Annotated in this window: 13 protein-coding genes and 1 pseudogene; 5 read left to right on the forward strand and 9 right to left on the reverse strand. The window is 70.9% G+C overall.

Annotated elements, in window-relative coordinates:
• Positions 1 to 60: 60 nt before the first annotated feature.
• The 3 genes from AB0L37_RS10840 (at position 61) to AB0L37_RS10850 (ending at position 2,660) form a co-directional block, all read left to right on the forward strand.
• Positions 61 to 1,065: a carboxymuconolactone decarboxylase family protein gene (locus AB0L37_RS10840; RefSeq protein WP_365502636.1), complete on the forward strand. Its 1,005-nt coding sequence runs from the start codon at positions 61 to 63 to the stop codon at positions 1,063 to 1,065.
• Positions 1,062 to 1,913, forward strand: coding sequence for a class I SAM-dependent methyltransferase (locus AB0L37_RS10845; RefSeq protein WP_365502638.1), 852 nt, complete (start codon positions 1,062 to 1,064; stop codon positions 1,911 to 1,913). Before AB0L37_RS10840 ends, AB0L37_RS10845 begins: the two co-directional genes overlap by 4 nt.
• 90 nt (positions 1,914 to 2,003) lie before the next feature.
• A complete protein-coding gene (locus tag AB0L37_RS10850; protein ID WP_365502640.1) occupies positions 2,004 to 2,660 on the forward strand; it encodes a hypothetical protein in 657 nt (218 codons plus the stop codon).
• 23 nt (positions 2,661 to 2,683) lie between these two features.
• Here the strand turns inward: AB0L37_RS10850 and ligA are convergent, their stop codons facing one another.
• Genes ligA through AB0L37_RS10865 form a run of 3 tightly spaced genes read right to left on the reverse strand, consistent with a single transcriptional unit; the run spans position 2,684 to position 5,856 of the window.
• Entirely contained in the window at positions 2,684 to 4,768 is a 2,085-nt protein-coding gene (ligA, locus tag AB0L37_RS10855) for an NAD-dependent DNA ligase LigA (RefSeq protein ID WP_365502642.1), read from the reverse strand.
• A 36-nt stretch (positions 4,769 to 4,804) separates the two neighbouring features.
• On the reverse strand, positions 4,805 to 5,149 hold the full coding sequence (locus AB0L37_RS10860) for a hypothetical protein (RefSeq protein ID WP_365502644.1): 345 nt from the start codon (positions 5,147 to 5,149) through the stop codon (positions 4,805 to 4,807).
• Between the two features lie 32 nt (positions 5,150 to 5,181).
• A complete protein-coding gene (locus tag AB0L37_RS10865) occupies positions 5,182 to 5,856 on the reverse strand; it encodes a DNA alkylation repair protein (RefSeq protein WP_365502646.1) in 675 nt (224 codons plus the stop codon).
• 199 nt (positions 5,857 to 6,055) lie between these two features.
• Between AB0L37_RS10865 and AB0L37_RS10870 the strand changes: the two genes are divergently transcribed.
• On the forward strand, positions 6,056 to 7,270 hold the full coding sequence (locus AB0L37_RS10870; protein WP_365502648.1) for a beta-ketoacyl-[acyl-carrier-protein] synthase family protein: 1,215 nt from the start codon (positions 6,056 to 6,058) through the stop codon (positions 7,268 to 7,270).
• 83 nt (positions 7,271 to 7,353) lie between these two features.
• On the opposite strand, the gene AB0L37_RS10875 is transcribed toward AB0L37_RS10870, so the two are convergent.
• Positions 7,354 to 7,908, reverse strand: coding sequence for a dihydrofolate reductase family protein (locus AB0L37_RS10875; RefSeq protein WP_365502650.1), 555 nt, complete (start codon positions 7,906 to 7,908; stop codon positions 7,354 to 7,356).
• Between the two features lie 47 nt (positions 7,909 to 7,955).
• Complete coding sequence (locus AB0L37_RS10880; RefSeq protein WP_365502652.1) at positions 7,956 to 8,591, reverse strand: helix-turn-helix domain-containing protein; 636 nt, start codon at positions 8,589 to 8,591, stop codon at positions 7,956 to 7,958.
• Between the two features lie 150 nt (positions 8,592 to 8,741).
• Between AB0L37_RS10880 and AB0L37_RS10885 the strand changes: the two are divergent.
• Positions 8,742 to 8,879 (forward strand): annotated as a pseudogene (locus AB0L37_RS10885) (cupin); the annotation flags it as partial.
• A 45-nt stretch (positions 8,880 to 8,924) separates the two neighbouring features.
• On the opposite strand, the gene AB0L37_RS10890 reads toward AB0L37_RS10885, so the two are convergent.
• From AB0L37_RS10890 to AB0L37_RS10905, 4 genes are all read right to left on the reverse strand, one after another.
• Complete coding sequence (locus AB0L37_RS10890; protein ID WP_365502654.1) at positions 8,925 to 10,439, reverse strand: NCS1 family nucleobase:cation symporter-1; 1,515 nt, start codon at positions 10,437 to 10,439, stop codon at positions 8,925 to 8,927.
• A gap of 93 nt (positions 10,440 to 10,532) precedes the next feature.
• Positions 10,533 to 11,552, reverse strand: a complete 1,020-nt coding sequence (locus AB0L37_RS10895; protein ID WP_365502656.1) for a TIGR03842 family LLM class F420-dependent oxidoreductase — start codon at positions 11,550 to 11,552, stop codon at positions 10,533 to 10,535.
• A gap of 18 nt (positions 11,553 to 11,570) precedes the next feature.
• Positions 11,571 to 12,977 (reverse strand): dihydropyrimidinase, encoded by a 1,407-nt coding sequence (hydA, locus tag AB0L37_RS10900; RefSeq protein ID WP_365502658.1) that lies wholly within the window; start codon positions 12,975 to 12,977, stop codon positions 11,571 to 11,573.
• A gap of 25 nt (positions 12,978 to 13,002) precedes the next feature.
• Positions 13,003 to 13,845 (reverse strand): nitrilase-related carbon-nitrogen hydrolase, encoded by an 843-nt coding sequence (locus AB0L37_RS10905; protein WP_365502660.1) that lies wholly within the window; start codon positions 13,843 to 13,845, stop codon positions 13,003 to 13,005.
• Positions 13,846 to 13,929 lie beyond the last annotated feature (84 nt).

Consider the following 13,929-nt stretch of genomic DNA (forward strand, 5'->3'; position numbering starts at 1 on the left):
CCCCGCCGGGCCAGCCTGTGGAGGTCAGATCACACGACGCGTCACCGCCGAGGAGCCGCCATGTCCGGCCAGTTCCGCCACACCGTTCCGCCCGCCCCGAAGTCCGCCACCGGCACCGCCGCCGCGGTCTACGCGCAGACCGCCACCGACTTCGGCATCGCGCATCCGCCGACCCTGGTCGTCCTGGCCTCGGCTCCCGAACTCCTCGCGCCGGCCTGGGCGTTGCTGCGCGAGTCCCTGATCGCGGGCAGCGGCTCGCGCACCGACCGCGAACTGATCGCGGCCGGCACCTCCCTGGCGAACCGCTGCCCGTTCTGCGTGGACGCCCACGCCGTGCTGCTGCACGCGAACGGCGACCACGGGCTCGGCGAGTCGGTGGCCCGCGCCGAGACCCCGCGCGACGCCCGCGCGGCACGGCTCATCGAGTGGGGCCGCGCCACCCGCGTCCCCGGCTCCACCGACCTGCTGGCGCCGCCCTTCGCCCGCGACGACCTCGCCTCCCACCTGGGCACGGCGCTCACCTTCCACTTCATCAACCGGATCGTGTCGGCGCTGCTCACCGAGCGCCTGCTGCCGGCCGGCGCCCAGCGCGTGCAGGCGATCCGTTCGCTCGCGGGCCGCAGCATGTCCCGCGTCGTGCGCGCCGACCACACGCCCGGCACGTCCCTCGCCCTGCTCGACTCCCCCGGCGCGGGCCCCGCCTGGGCCGCCGGCACCTCGGTCGGCCCGGCCTACGACGCCCTGCGCACCGCCGCCACTACGGGCGCCGGCCTGCTCGACGACGCCGACCTCACCCTCGTACAGGAAACCGTCGCCAAGTGGGACGGGTCCCATCCGCCGGCGGTCTGGGGCGAGTTGCCCGACCGGCGGGAGCGGCCGGGGGCGCGGCTCGCGCTGCTCGCCGCGCTCGCGCCGTACCGGATCACCGAGGAGGACGTCGCGGCGTGGCGGGTGCCGCCGTTCACCGATCACTGCCTGGTCCATCTGATCGCGTACGGGGCGTTCGCCGCCGTCGACCGCATCGAGTCGGCGCTGCCCGTACCGGAACTCCTGGAGACGTCATGACCACCACGAACGTGCATCTCGCGGACGCGTGGAACGGGCCGCTCGGACAGCACTGGGCCACGCACCACCGGCAGTTCGACGCGATGATCGGCGACGTCGACGAGGCGCTGTTCGCCGCGGCGGGCATCGGCCCCGGCGACCGGGTGCTCGACATCGGCTGCGGCGCCGGCGCGACGACGCGGACGGCGGCGCGGCTCGCGGCGCCCGGCCATGCCGTCGGCGTCGACATCTCGGCGCCGCTCCTGGAGCAGGCGCGGGCGCGCACCGCCGGGGAAGAGGTCCGCAACGCCGCGTACGAACTCGGGGACGCGCAGACCCACCGCTTCCCGCCCGGCGGCTACGACGTCGCGATCAGCCGCGGCGGGGTGATGTTCTTCGACGACCATGTGGCGGCGTTCGCGAACGTGGCGCGGGCGCTGCGCAGGGGCGGCCGGCTCGTCTTCGTCTGCCCGCGCCGCCCCGGGCCCGAGATCGAGGAGAGCGCCGCTCTCGGTCTGTTCGCCCGGCGGCTGGCGCAGGACGGCACTCCCGTCGAGCCCGATCCGGGCCTGCTCGCCGCGCACGCCGCGATGGCGTCCCTGGCCGAGCCGTACCAGGTGCACGCCGCGCTGCACCGCACGTACGAACAGATCGCGGTCAACCCGCTGGACGTGCACACCCGCTGGGGCGATTCCCCGGCGGACGCCGTCGACTTCCTGCTCTCGCGCACCCCGGACCGCCGCGTGTCCGCGGCGACGCGCGCCGCCCTCGAGGACACGCTCCGCCCGTACGCGACCGCGAGCGGCGTACGGATGCGCGCGGGGGTCTGGCTGGTCACGGCCGTACGCCGGGACGATGCCGGTGCGTGATGCCGGGGTGACAGAAGTGGCGGTATCGCCGCACAGCAACTCGTGTGAGACTGGCGTCCCCCACCCCACCTGACGTAAGGGACGTACGCCGTGCGTTCTCTCCCGCTCCCGGTCACCCTGGCGGCCCGGCTGCTGCCGGTCGCCGTGCTCGCCTGCGCGGGCTGGGCCTGGTCCACCGGAACGATGGCCGAGCCCGCCGCCGAGCACCACGACGGGGCGAGCCCGCAGTCGTCGGCGCCGCAGAGCCCCAGCGCGAGCGTGGCCGCCAAGACGTACCCCGAGCCCCCGGTGCCCTGCGACGCGGTCGCCGCCAAGACGGTCACGTCGCTGGTGCCGGGCGCGAAGCCGGCCGGCAAGGAACTCTCGGCGACCGACCGGTCGGTGCGCCGCGGCTGTTCCTGGAGCGCGCTCAAGGGCTACGACTACCGCTGGCTCGACGTCTCCTTCGAGATGAAGGGCTCCGACGCGCTCGCGAAGGAGGCCTTCAAGAGCAACGTCGACGGCGAGGACCGGTCCGGTCTCGGTGACGAGGCCCGGCTGACGACGGGCCTCACCACCAAGGACAAGCAGGAGACCCGCGAGTCCGTGGTGACGGTCCGCAAGGCCAACGCGCTGATCACCGTCACCTACAACGGCAGCGACTTCGAGTCGAAGGGTGCGCCCTCGGCCGACACCGTGCGCAAGGGCGCCCTGAAGGCCGCCGAGGACGCGCTCGGGGCGCTGGAGTCAGGAACCGGCAAGTCCTGACCCGGCGCGGCACCACCGGCGGTTCACTCCAGGAAGTCGGCGACCAGCGCGGCGAACTCGTCCGGGTCGGCGAGCCGGATGCCGAGGTCCTCGGCCTTGGCCCGCTTCGATCCGGCGCCCTCTCCTGCGACGACGAGGCTCGTGTTCTTCGAGACGCTGCCGGACGACTTGCCGCCCGCCCGCTCGATCAGCTCGTTCATCTGGTTGCGGGACAGGCTCTCCAAGGGCCCTGTCATCGCCCCGGTGACGACGACCTTCATCCCGGCCAACGGGCCTGCGGGCGCGGCGACTTGATCCTCCTCCGCCTCGACGGGCGCGGTCGCGCCGGGCTCGCTCATCCCCAGGCCCGCGGCCGCGAGCCGGTCGATCTGCTCGGCAAGGTCGGCGAGTTCGGCCACGATCACCGGGGCCTTCTCCGCGCCGATCCCCTCGACCCGCTGCATCGCCTCGGGGTCGGCGGCCCGGATCGCGTCCATCGTGGCGAAGTGACGGGCGATACGACGGGACATGGACCGGCCCGTGCCACGGATGCCCAGCGCACACAGCACCCGGGACAGCGGCTGCCGCTTGGCGGCGTCGAGGGCGGCGAGAAGGTTGTCGGTGCTGGTCTCGCCCATCCGCTCCAGGCCGAGCAGTTGCTCGCGCGTGACACGGTCGAACAGATCGGGCAGCGCGGTGACGAACCCGGCCTCCACGAGCTGGACGACACGGGAGTGGCCGAGGCCCTCGATGTCGAGCTGGTCGCGGCCCGCGGCGTACGAGATCGCGGCGACCAGATGGCAGTTGCGGCCGCGCTCGCACCGCCAGCGCTGCTCACCGGTGTCAATGCCGGAGCCGCACTGCGGGCACTCGGCGGGGAAGACGATCTCCGTCTCGTCGCCGGTGCGCAGATGGGCGACCGGGGCTTCGATGCGGGGGATGATGTCGCCCGCCTTGTAGACCATGACCTGGTCGCCGATGCGCAGGTCGCGGCGGGTGATGTCGTTCGGGTTGTGCAGGGTGGCGTACGTGACGGTGGACCCGTCGATCTCGACCGGCTGCAGGACCGCGCGCGGGGCGATGATCCCCGTACGCCCCACGTTCCACTCCACGCCCAACAGCTTGGTGATCTTCTCGACGGCGGGGAGCTTGAAGGCGACGGCCCAGCGCGGTGCCCGCGAGCCCGATCCGGCTGCCTGCTGGTCGGCGGCGAGGTCGGCCTTGACGACGATCCCGTCGATGCCGAACGGCAGTTCCGCGCGGCGCGCGGCGACCTCCCGGACGCGGGCGAGCACCTCCTCGACGGTGTCGACGACGACGCCCGGGACCTCGGTCGTGGCCGGGGTGTTGACGCCGTACCCGGCGGCCCGGTCGAGCAGCGCGCCGTGCGCTTCCTCGCCGAGTACGGCGGCCAGGGCCCCGTCCGTCTCGGGCAACGGCAGCAACCCGTACCCGAAGAACGTCATGGGCACCGTGTAGGCGCGGTCCTTCGCGCGCAGGGTGCCCGCCGCGGCGTTGCGCGGGTTCGCGAACGGGGCCCCGCCGTGCTCGGTGCGGACCTGGTTGGCGTACTCGAACTGGGCGAGGGTCATGAGGACTTCGCCGCGCACCTCGACGGTGACCGGCTCACTCAGCGTCTCAGGGAGACCCTCGATGGTGCCGATCGCGTGCGAGACGTCCTCGCCGGCCGTGCCGTCGCCCCGGGTGATCAGCCGGCTCAGCCGCCCGTCGACGTACCGGGCGGCGATCGCGAGGCCGTCCAGCTTCGGCTGCACGTTCCAGCGCGTCACGGGCCGGCCGATGCGGCGCTCCAGGGAGGCGGCCCAGGTGGTGAACTCCTCGTCCGAGAACACGTTGTCCAGGCTCAGCATCACCACCGTGTGCGCCACGTCGCCCTCGACCGCTCCCCCGGCGACCTTCCCCGACGGCGACTCGGGCAGCACCTCTTCGGGATGCGCGTCCTCGTACGCGGCGATCGCCCGCGCCAGCCGGTCGTACGCGTCGTCGTCGAGCACGGAGGTGCCGCCCTCGTAGTACGCGGCGGCCGCGCCCCTGGCCTGCTCCACGGCGGCGGCGTAGGCGGTGGCGTCGGACAGCGGAAAGCCCGGAACGGCTGAAGTCGTCGTCATGCGCTCATCCTGCCGCCCACCACTGACAATCCCGGGTCAGCGAGCTTCCAGGGCCTCTGCCCGCCGTACGAGATCCGCCGCGATGCCGTCCCAGTCCGGGCCGTGCAGCCAGAGGTTCTCGGCGGCCTCACGCAACAGAGCCGGTTCGTCCGGCCGCTGCAGGAGCACCAGCCGGTACGCCAGGTTCCGGACCCAGACCGGCAGCAGGCCGTCGACGACGTGCGGGCACAGTGCGCGCAGCATGGCGAGGATCGCGTCCGCGTCGGCGAAGGTCAGCTCCTCGACGAAGTAGTGCTCTCGGTGCTCGCGCCCGCACTCGGGCGTGGCGCGGTACTCGTCCCCGTAGAGGCACCGGGCGTGCTCGGTGAGGGTGCTGTGCATGACCGGAGGCTAGCGAGCCCGCTGCCCCCCGCCTACTTGATCGCGGTCCGCCGCCGCACCATCTCGTCGATCCACACCGGCGCGTACGGCGACGTGCACCCCTTCGGGGTCGGGTAGTCCTTCAGCACCCCGAGCCGTTCCCCGATCCCGATCGCCCGGTCCCGGTACGCGGCGTGCTCGATGCCGATCTGGGCCAGGCAGTGGTTCATCGCCCACTGGAGGCGGTCCGGGGCGTCCTTCATCCGCGCCTCGATGACGTCGAGGAGGGCCGTGAGGTCGAGGTCCTGCGGGTGCTTCGCGACGCGGTCGGTGGTCAGGGCCCAGCCCGCGCTCGCGACCACGGGATCCGGATCGGCGATCCAGGCGAGGCGCAGTTCCTCCGCGTACGGGCTCTTCTTCACCACGTAGGTCACGAGCCAGTCGTGCACCTTGGGCGTACGGGCTTCGCGCAGCATGGAGTCGAGTGCGTCGCGCTCGAACGCCTTCGGGCGGCAGATCAGGAGGGCGAGCAGCCGCGCCGCGCTGTCGCCCGTGGCCCAGAGCTCGACGGCGAGTGCCTGCTGCGTCTTGAGGCGCTTGGCGATGGCGCGCAGTTTGCCGAGGTTCACGCCGTGGTCGTCGCCGTGTTTCTCGTTCACGGCGCGCGCCTTCGGGTCCTCGAGCGCGGCCAGTTCGGCCAGCACCTCGGCCACGGTCGTTCCGGCCACTGCGTTCTCCCGTCGTCTCGCGCGTGCGGACGGTCAGCGTACGACGAGGACAGGCTGTTGTAGATGTGCCACAAACCGCCTGGCTCAGATCCGTCGACACATCCCCTGAATCTCCACACCCTCCCTGGCAGGATGGCCATGTCGCAACTCGCTCCCCCTGTGGGATATGAACAATCGCGTGCCATCCAAGGAGGCTCGTATGACCCGGAACGATCGCGTCCTGGTGACCGGCGTCGGTGCGATGACGCCGCTGGGATCCGACGCGCCGTCGACGTGGTCGGGGCTGCTCGACGGCAAGTCGGGGGTGCGGCTCCTGGAGGAGGAGTGGGCCGACGGCCTGCCGGTGCATGTCGCGGCGGGGCTCACCGTGGACCCGGCCGGACTGCTCCCGAGGGCGGAGGCGAGGAAGCTGGACCGGGGTGAGCAGGTCGCCGTCCTCAGCGCGCGCGAGGCGTGGCGGGACGCCGGCGCTCCCGAGGTCGAGCCGGAGCGGTTCGCCGTCGTCATCGGCACGGGGACCGGCGGGATGCTCTCCACGCTGGGGCAGGACGACGTGTTCGAACGCGACGGGATCCGTCGGGTCTCGCCGTTCACGGTCCCGATGCTGATGCCCAACGGCCCCGCCGCCTGGGTGAGCATGGACCTGGGCGCGAAGGGTGGCGCCCGCACCCCGGTGAGCGCGTGCTCGTCCGGGGCGGAGGCCCTGGCGCTCGGGCAGGACCTGATCCGCGCGGGCCGGGCGGACGTGGTCCTCGCCGGCGGGGTGGAGGCCTGTCTGCACCCGTTCACCCTCGCGGCGTTCGCCCAGATGAAGGCCCTGTCGACGCGCTCCGACGACCCGGAGGGGGTGTCGCGCCCGTTCGACGTCGCGCGCTCCGGATTCGTGATGGGCGAAGGCGCGGGGATGATGGTGCTCGAGCGCGCCGGATTCGCCGAGGCCCGCGCGGCTCGCTCCTACGGCACGCTGGCCGGCAGCGCGGTGGGTTCCAGCGCGCACCACATCACGGCATCCGACGCGAACGGCCAGGACCGTGCCATTCAACTGGCTTTGCGTGACGCGCAGTTGAGCCCCGCGGACATCGGCGTCGTCCACGCCCACGCCACGTCGACCGAGTCCGGCGACCTGGCGGAGGCCGAGGCGATCCGCCGGGCGGTCGGCGACCACGCCGCGGTGACGGCGACGAAGTCCATGACCGGCCACATGCTGGGCGCCTCCGGCGCGGTCGGCGCCCTGGCGTCCCTCCTCGCCCTCAGGGAGGGCGCCCTCCCTGCCACTCGCAACCTCGACGCGCTCGACCCGCGCGTGGACCTCGACGTGGTGCGCGGCGAGCGGCGCACCGGTCAGTGGTCCGCCGCACTCTCCAACTCGTTCGGGTTCGGCGGACACAACGTGTCACTCGTCTTCACGAAGTAGGTGCAGGCCAGGGAGAGTTGATGACGCATCAGGCGCCCGCACGTGACGCGCAGGCTCGGGAACGGCCCGGGAGGGTCCAGCGCTCAGCGCACCGGACGGTAGGTCGCGATGATCACTCCGCTACTGGTGGGCTCCGCGCTCACCAGCTCCAGCTTCTTCAGAGCGGCGTCGTCCGCGAACAGCTTCCTGCGGCCTTCGCCGGCCACCACCGGGTGGATCAACAGCACCAGTTCGTCCAGCAGATCCAGTTCCAGCAGCGAACGAACCAGCGTCGGGCTGCCCGCGACGGTGATGTCCTTGCCGTCGCCCGCCTTGAGCTTCTCGATCGCGGTCGCCAGATCACCGTTGATGAGCGTGCTGTTGGCCCAGTCCTCGACGCTGTCCAGCGTGGAGGAGACGACGTACTTGGGCGAATCGTTGATCCACTTGGCGAAACCGGCGTCCTCGCCGCTGGTCACCGTCGGCCAGTACCCGGCCCACTCGGTGAACGTCCCCCGGCCCATCAGAATCGTGTCCGCCGTTTCCAGCGCCTTCCCCAGCACGGCGCCCATCTCTTCGTCGAAGGCGAACTGCCATTCGTTCGGCGACTGGACGACACCGTCGAGCGAGATGAACGGACTCGAAACGACCTTGCGCATGATTCCTCCGTGATGACCGGCCGACGCTTGTCGGCACGCCGGGAAACCTACGCGGGCATCGAGGACGAGGGCTTGTACAGAAGCGACAGCGGCTCGGTCCCGGCCGGGCGGCTCAGGCCGGTGGCGGTCCGGCCGATGTACCGGGTCAAGGACCGCGCCAGATGCGGCTGGTCGAAGTAGCCGAGGCGGTGCACGACGTCCTGGGCCGGCGCACCCTCCTGGATCAGTACCGCCGCCTCACGGGCCCGGTGGATCTGGCGGATGGCGCCCCGGGTGAGGCCCGTCGCCGCGACGAAGCGGCGCTGGAGGGTGCGCTCGGAGACACCGGGGGCAGCACCGTCGAGCACGGCGGGCACGATCGGATCGCAGTCCACGATGCCTTCGCGCACCATGCGCCGTACGAACGCCTCCGCGTTGTCGTAATCGGGCGGGTGCCAGGCAGAGCCCTTCAGCCAGACGGAGCGCCGCGTCACATCGGGTATCTCCGCGCCGCTGCCCACGAGCCGGCCGATCGGAATGTGCGGCATCGAGGTGCCCAGGGCGAAGCTGATGCCGAAGAACGTGGCGTCCTCGGGGACGGGCGCCGGGCATGCCCTGGGTTCCGGGCCCATGACGGCCGCCTGGACCTGCCCTCGGTGCTCCCAGAAGACGAGCTCCCAGTGCGCTGCCGCGATCGACGTCATGCGACCCACTGCGTCGCTACGGCTGCGCCACACCCGCTCGATGTACGGCAGCTCCGACGGCCTGCTCTCGATCTCCAGCCCCAACGGGCCCCCTCCGCTCCTTGAGGGCGCCAACTGTAATGCGGCGGGCAGCCGTTGGAGTCGAGCGCACACTTCCGGCACCTCGAACGCATCGCCTACGGCAAGGCCCCGCCCGAGCGCCTTCTGGACGTCCAGGAGCTCTACGACACGTACTTCGCGACCAGCAGCACCTGGACCGACGCCCGAGGGGAGAACCCTGCCTGCTGACCGGTGGTCGGCCGACGCGACGGGCCCTCCCCGGGTCGCCGCAACTCAGCCGCGCCGCCTGGCCGCCATCAACCCCAGATACACAACCGTCGAGGCCCCGAGCCCCACCGCCCACCCATAATCCGCCAGCGGCTCGAGCGCCGGGATCGGGCGTCCGTCGATGAGCGGCTTGAAGCTGGCACCGCCGATGGCCAGGACGCCGCCGACCACGAAGGCCACCACCGCCCGCCAGTTCCACCCGCCCTGGTACCAGTACCGGCCGCCCGCCCGATACAGATCGCCCAGGTCGAGCCGGCCACGGCGCAGGATCCAGTAGTCCGCGATCAGGATGCCCGCCACCGTGCCGAGCAGGCCGCCCACCAGGCCGAGCCACGTGAAGATGTAGCCCTGCGGGTCCGAGTACAGCTTCCACGGGAAGATCAGCACCGCCAGCACGCACGTGATCAGCGCGCCCGCGCGGAAACTCACCTTGCGCGGCGCCACGTTGGAGAAGTCGAAGGCCGGCGAGACCAGGTTCGCCGCGATGTTCACCGACAGCGTCGCCACCAGGACCGTGACCAGAGCGAACAACAGACCCACGACGTTGTCCGTCTTCGCCGCCAGCTGCACCGGGTCCCAGATCGGCTCCCCGTACACCGCCTGCGAACCCGAGGTCACCATCACCGACAGGAACGCGAACAGCGTCATCGTGGTGGGAAGACCTAGTCCCTGGCCCCACATCTGCGCCTTCTGGCTCTTGCCGTAGCGGGTGAAGTCGGGGATGTTCAGCGACAGCGTCGACCAGAACCCGATCATGCCCATCAGCGACGGCCAGAACAGCTTCCAGAAGTCGGCGCCCCAGCCCAGCTTGGAGGGCTGGTCGAACAGCGGGCCGAAACCGCCCGCCTTGTCGCTCATCCAGACCAGCATCACCAGCGCGCCGACGATGACGAACGGCGCGGCCCAGTTCTCGAAGCGGCGGATCGTCTCCATGCCCCGGTAGATGATCGCGACCTGAAGCACCCAGAACAGCGCGAACGACAGCCACATCGTCCACGCGTACCCGCCGATCTTCCCGGCGTCGCTCCACCCGCTGCCGATCAGTTTCCCGGCGAGGAAGAAGATCGCCTCGCCGCCGATCCACGTCTGGATCCCGAACCAGCCGCACGCCACCAACGCCCGTACCACCGCAGGCAAGTTGGCGCCGCGCACCCCGAACGAGGCCCGTGCGAACACCGGGAACGGGATCCCGTACTTGGGTCCCGCATGCCCGGTGAGCAGCATCGGCACCAGCACGATCACATTGGCCAGGGCGATGGTGAGCACCGCCTGCTTCCAGTCCATGCCCACCGCGATCAGCCCGGACGCGAGGGTCCAGGACGCGGTGTTGTGGGCCATGCCCACCCACAGGGCGGAGAAGTTGTACGTCGTCCAGGTGCGCTTCGCCGCCGGAACCGGCAGCAGATCCTCGTTGGCGTAGGCCCCGCTCGGCGCGGGCGCGCCCGGAGCCAGTTCGACCCGGCCGTCGGGCAGGGTCACTTGCGCGGACGGTGGTATGTGCGAGGGGGCGGTGTCGGTCATGAGGCAGTCCGTTCTAGGGAGGGGAACGAGGGATGGCGGCCGTGCGGTAGCCGTGAACTGCCGTGCAGGAAACTGGTGTTGCTAAATCTGCGGTCATGCGCCGAGGACGGGGATGACGTCCTGCCCGTACGCGTCGATGACTTTCTCCTTCGCGTCGTGCATCGCATAGATCGCGAACTGGTCGACGCCCAACTCCTTGAGCGCACGCAGCTTTTCGATGTGCGCCGAGGCCGGGCCGATCAGGCAGAAGCGGTCGACGATCTCGTCCGGGACGAACGCCGTGTCCGGGTTCCCGGAGCGCCCGTGGTGCGCGTAGTCGTAGCCCTCGCGCGCCTTGATGTAGTCGGTCAGCGCGTCCGGCACCATCCCGGAGTGAGCGCCGTACTTGGACACCAGGTCGGCGACATGGTTGCCGACCATCCCGCCGAACCAGCGGCACTGCTCCCGGGCGTGCGCGAGCGCCTCCGGCGAGTCGTCCTCCGTGACGTACGCGGGCGCGGCGACGCAGATCTTCACGTCCGACGGGTCCCGGCCGGCCGCGACCGCCGCGTCCCGCACCGCCTGCACCATCCACTGCGTCAGGAACGGGTCGGCCAGCTGGAGGATGAAGCCGTCCGCCTCCTCGCCGGTCATCTTCAGCGCCTTGGGCCCGTACGCGGCCATCCACACCGGGAGTTCGGCGCCTTCGCGCACCCAGGGGAAGCGCACCACCGTGCCGCCGAGGTCCGCCTCGTCGCCGCGCCCGAGCGCCCGGATCACCTTCATCGCCCCGCTGATCCGGGCCAGCGTGTTGGGCGTGCGCCCGGCCACCCGCATCGCGGAGTCACCGCGCCCGATGCCGCACACCGTCCGGTTGCCGTACATGTCGTTGAGCGTGGCGAAGGTGGACGCGGTCACCTCCCACGTCCGCGTGCCCGGGTTCGTGACCATCGGGCCCACGATCAGCCGCTCCGTCTCCGCGAGGATCCGGCTGTAGATGACGAACGGCTCCTGCCACAGCACACACGAGTCGAACGTCCACCCGTGCGTGAACCCGACCCCCTCCGCGCGCTTCATCAACTCCACGACCCCGGAGGCGGGCGGGTCGGTCTGCAGCACAAGTCCGAAGTCCATGATGTTCCCCTTGCTCGTTCAGTTCAGGTACTGACTGATGCCACGCGGCGTGTACGTGCCGTGCCCGGCGCGGCCCGTGAACTCCCGCTCGGTGACGACGAGTTCGCCGCGCGAGAGGACGGACTCCACCCGGCCGGTCAGGCGCTTGCCCTCGTACGCGGAGTAGTCGACGTTCATGTGGTGGGTCTCGGCGCTGACGACCTGCTCGGCGTGCGGGTCGTAGATGACGATGTCGGCGTCGGCGCCCGGCGCGATGGTGCCCTTCTTCGGGTACAGGCCGAACATCCTGGCCGGCGAGGCGCACGCGATCTCGATCCAGCGCCGCCGCGAGATGTGCCCGTCGACGACCGCCTGGTGCAGGAGGTCCATGCGGTTCTCGACGCCGGGCATCCCGTTGGGGATCTTCGAGAAGTCGCCGCGGCCGAGCTCCTTCTGCCCCGTGAAGCAGAACGGGCAGTGGTCCGTCGAGACGACCTGGAGGTCGTTGGTGCGCAGGCCACGCCAGAGGGCCGCCTGATGGTCCTTGGGCCGCAGCGGCGTCGAGCACACGTACTTCGCGCCCTCGAAGTCCGGCTCCGCCAGATTGTCCGTCGACAGGAACAGATACTGCGGGCAGGTCTCGCCGAAGACCGGCAGACCCTCGTCCCGCGCCCGCGCCAGTTCGGCCACGGCCTCCTGCGCGGAGACGTGCACGATGTACAGCGGGGCGCCGGCGACCTGCGCCAGCTTGATCGCGCGGTGCGTCGCCTCGGCTTCGAGGAGCGCCTTCCTGACCTCGCCGTGGTAGCGGGGGTCGGTCTCGCCGCGGGCGAGGGCCTGTTCGACGAGGACGTCGATCGCGATGCCGTTCTCGGCGTGCATCATGATCAGCCCGCCGTTCTCGCCGGCCCGCTGCATGGCGCGCAGGATCTGCCCGTCGTCGGAGTAGAAGACGCCGGGGTACGCCATGAACTGCTTGAAGGACGTGACCCCCTCCCCCACCAGCAGGTCCATCTCCTTGAGCGTCTCGTCGTTGACGTCGGAGACGATCATGTGGAAGCCGTAGTCGATCGCGCACCGGCCGTCGGCCTTCGCGTACCAGTCGTCGAGGCCCTCGCGCAGCGAACGCCCCACGCTCTGGATCGCGAAGTCGACGATCGTCGTCGTGCCGCCCCAGGCCGCGGCCCGCGTCCCGGTCTCGAAGGTGTCGGCGGCGAACGTGCCGCCGAACGGCATCTCCATGTGCGTGTGGGCGTCGACACCGCCCGGGATGACGTACTTCTGGCTCGCGTCGATGGTGCGCGCGTCCGTCCAGGACGCGGCGGTGTCGCTGCCACTGGCCGCGAGGGCCACCACACGGCCGTCCTCGATGAGGACGTCGGCGTGCATCTCGTCGGCGGCGGTGACGACGAGACCGCCGCGGATGACGGTACGGACGGCGCTCATGTTCTCCTCCAGAAGTACGGCGGTCTTACGGGCGGGTCAGGGGCTCGTACGCCTGCGGGGCGCGGTCCCGGTAGAACTGCCAGCGGTCGCGGACCTCGTGCAGCTTGGCCATGTCGAGGTCGCGGACGACGAGTTCGGGCGCCTTGTCGTCGGCGACCTCACCCACGAACTGGCCCTCGGGGTCGACGAAGTACGACGTTCCGTAGAAGTCGTTGTCTCCGTACTCCTCGACGCCGACGCGGTTGATGGCTCCGACGAAGTACTCGTTGGCGACGGCCGCGGCGGGCTGCTCCAGCTGCCAGAGGTAGCGGCTCAGGCCGCGGCTGGTCGCCGACGGGTTGAAGACGATCTGCGCTCCTTCGAGGCCGAGCGCGCGCCAGCCCTCGGGGAAGTGCCGGTCGTAGCAGATGTAGACGCCGATCTTGCCGACGGCGGTGTCGAAGACCGGCCAGCCGGAGTTGCCCGGACGGAAGTAGAACTTCTCCCAGAATCCCTTGACCTGGGGGATGTGGGTCTTGCGGTACTTGCCGAGGTAGCTGCCGTCGGCGTCGATGACGGCGGCCGTGTTGTAGAGGACGCCGGGCTGCTCCTCCTCGTACATCGGCAGGACGAGGACGATGTGGTGCTCGCGGGCCAGCTCCTGGAAGCGCTGGACGATCGGCCCCTCGGGGATCGCCTCGGCGTACTCGTAGAAGGCCGGGTCCTGCACCTGGCAGAAGTACGGGCCGTAGAACAGCTCCTGGAAGCACAGGACTTGGGCGCCCTGCGCGGCGGCGTCACGAACGGCCTGTTCGTGCACCTTGATCATGGATTCCTTGTCGCCGGTCCATGCGGTCTGGAAGATCGCGGCGCGGATCACGGAACTCATCGGGACCTCCGACTCAGGGGGTGCGCGGTGTGTCCACGACGATAGGAACCGGCCGTGTCCGTGGCCGAGTCGCACCGTGTCACG

It is taken from the genome of Streptomyces sp. NPDC052225, from assembly GCF_040679615.1.
Lineage (GTDB): Bacteria > Actinomycetota > Actinomycetes > Streptomycetales > Streptomycetaceae > Streptomyces.

What these genes read in the sequence shown, in the direction of transcription:
- AB0L37_RS10845 (WP_365502638.1), top strand. Translation starts at nt 1,062, where the DNA reads ATGACCACCACGAACGTGCATCTCGCGGACGCGTGGAACGGGCCGCTC.
- AB0L37_RS10905 (WP_365502660.1), bottom strand. Translation starts at nt 13,845, where the DNA reads ATGAGTTCCGTGATCCGCGCCGCGATCTTCCAGACCGCATGGACCGGC.
- AB0L37_RS10870 (WP_365502648.1), top strand. Translation starts at nt 6,056, where the DNA reads ATGACCCGGAACGATCGCGTCCTGGTGACCGGCGTCGGTGCGATGACG.
- ligA (WP_365502642.1), bottom strand. Translation starts at nt 4,768, where the DNA reads ATGACGACGACTTCAGCCGTTCCGGGCTTTCCGCTGTCCGACGCCACC.
- AB0L37_RS10860 (WP_365502644.1), bottom strand. Translation starts at nt 5,149, where the DNA reads ATGCACAGCACCCTCACCGAGCACGCCCGGTGCCTCTACGGGGACGAG.
- AB0L37_RS10890 (WP_365502654.1), bottom strand. Translation starts at nt 10,439, where the DNA reads ATGACCGACACCGCCCCCTCGCACATACCACCGTCCGCGCAAGTGACC.
- AB0L37_RS10875 (WP_365502650.1), bottom strand. Translation starts at nt 7,908, where the DNA reads ATGCGCAAGGTCGTTTCGAGTCCGTTCATCTCGCTCGACGGTGTCGTC.
- AB0L37_RS10880 (WP_365502652.1), bottom strand. Translation starts at nt 8,591, where the DNA reads ATGACGTCGATCGCGGCAGCGCACTGGGAGCTCGTCTTCTGGGAGCAC.
- AB0L37_RS10840 (WP_365502636.1), top strand. Translation starts at nt 61, where the DNA reads ATGTCCGGCCAGTTCCGCCACACCGTTCCGCCCGCCCCGAAGTCCGCC.
- hydA (WP_365502658.1), bottom strand. Translation starts at nt 12,977, where the DNA reads ATGAGCGCCGTCCGTACCGTCATCCGCGGCGGTCTCGTCGTCACCGCC.
- AB0L37_RS10895 (WP_365502656.1), bottom strand. Translation starts at nt 11,552, where the DNA reads ATGGACTTCGGACTTGTGCTGCAGACCGACCCGCCCGCCTCCGGGGTC.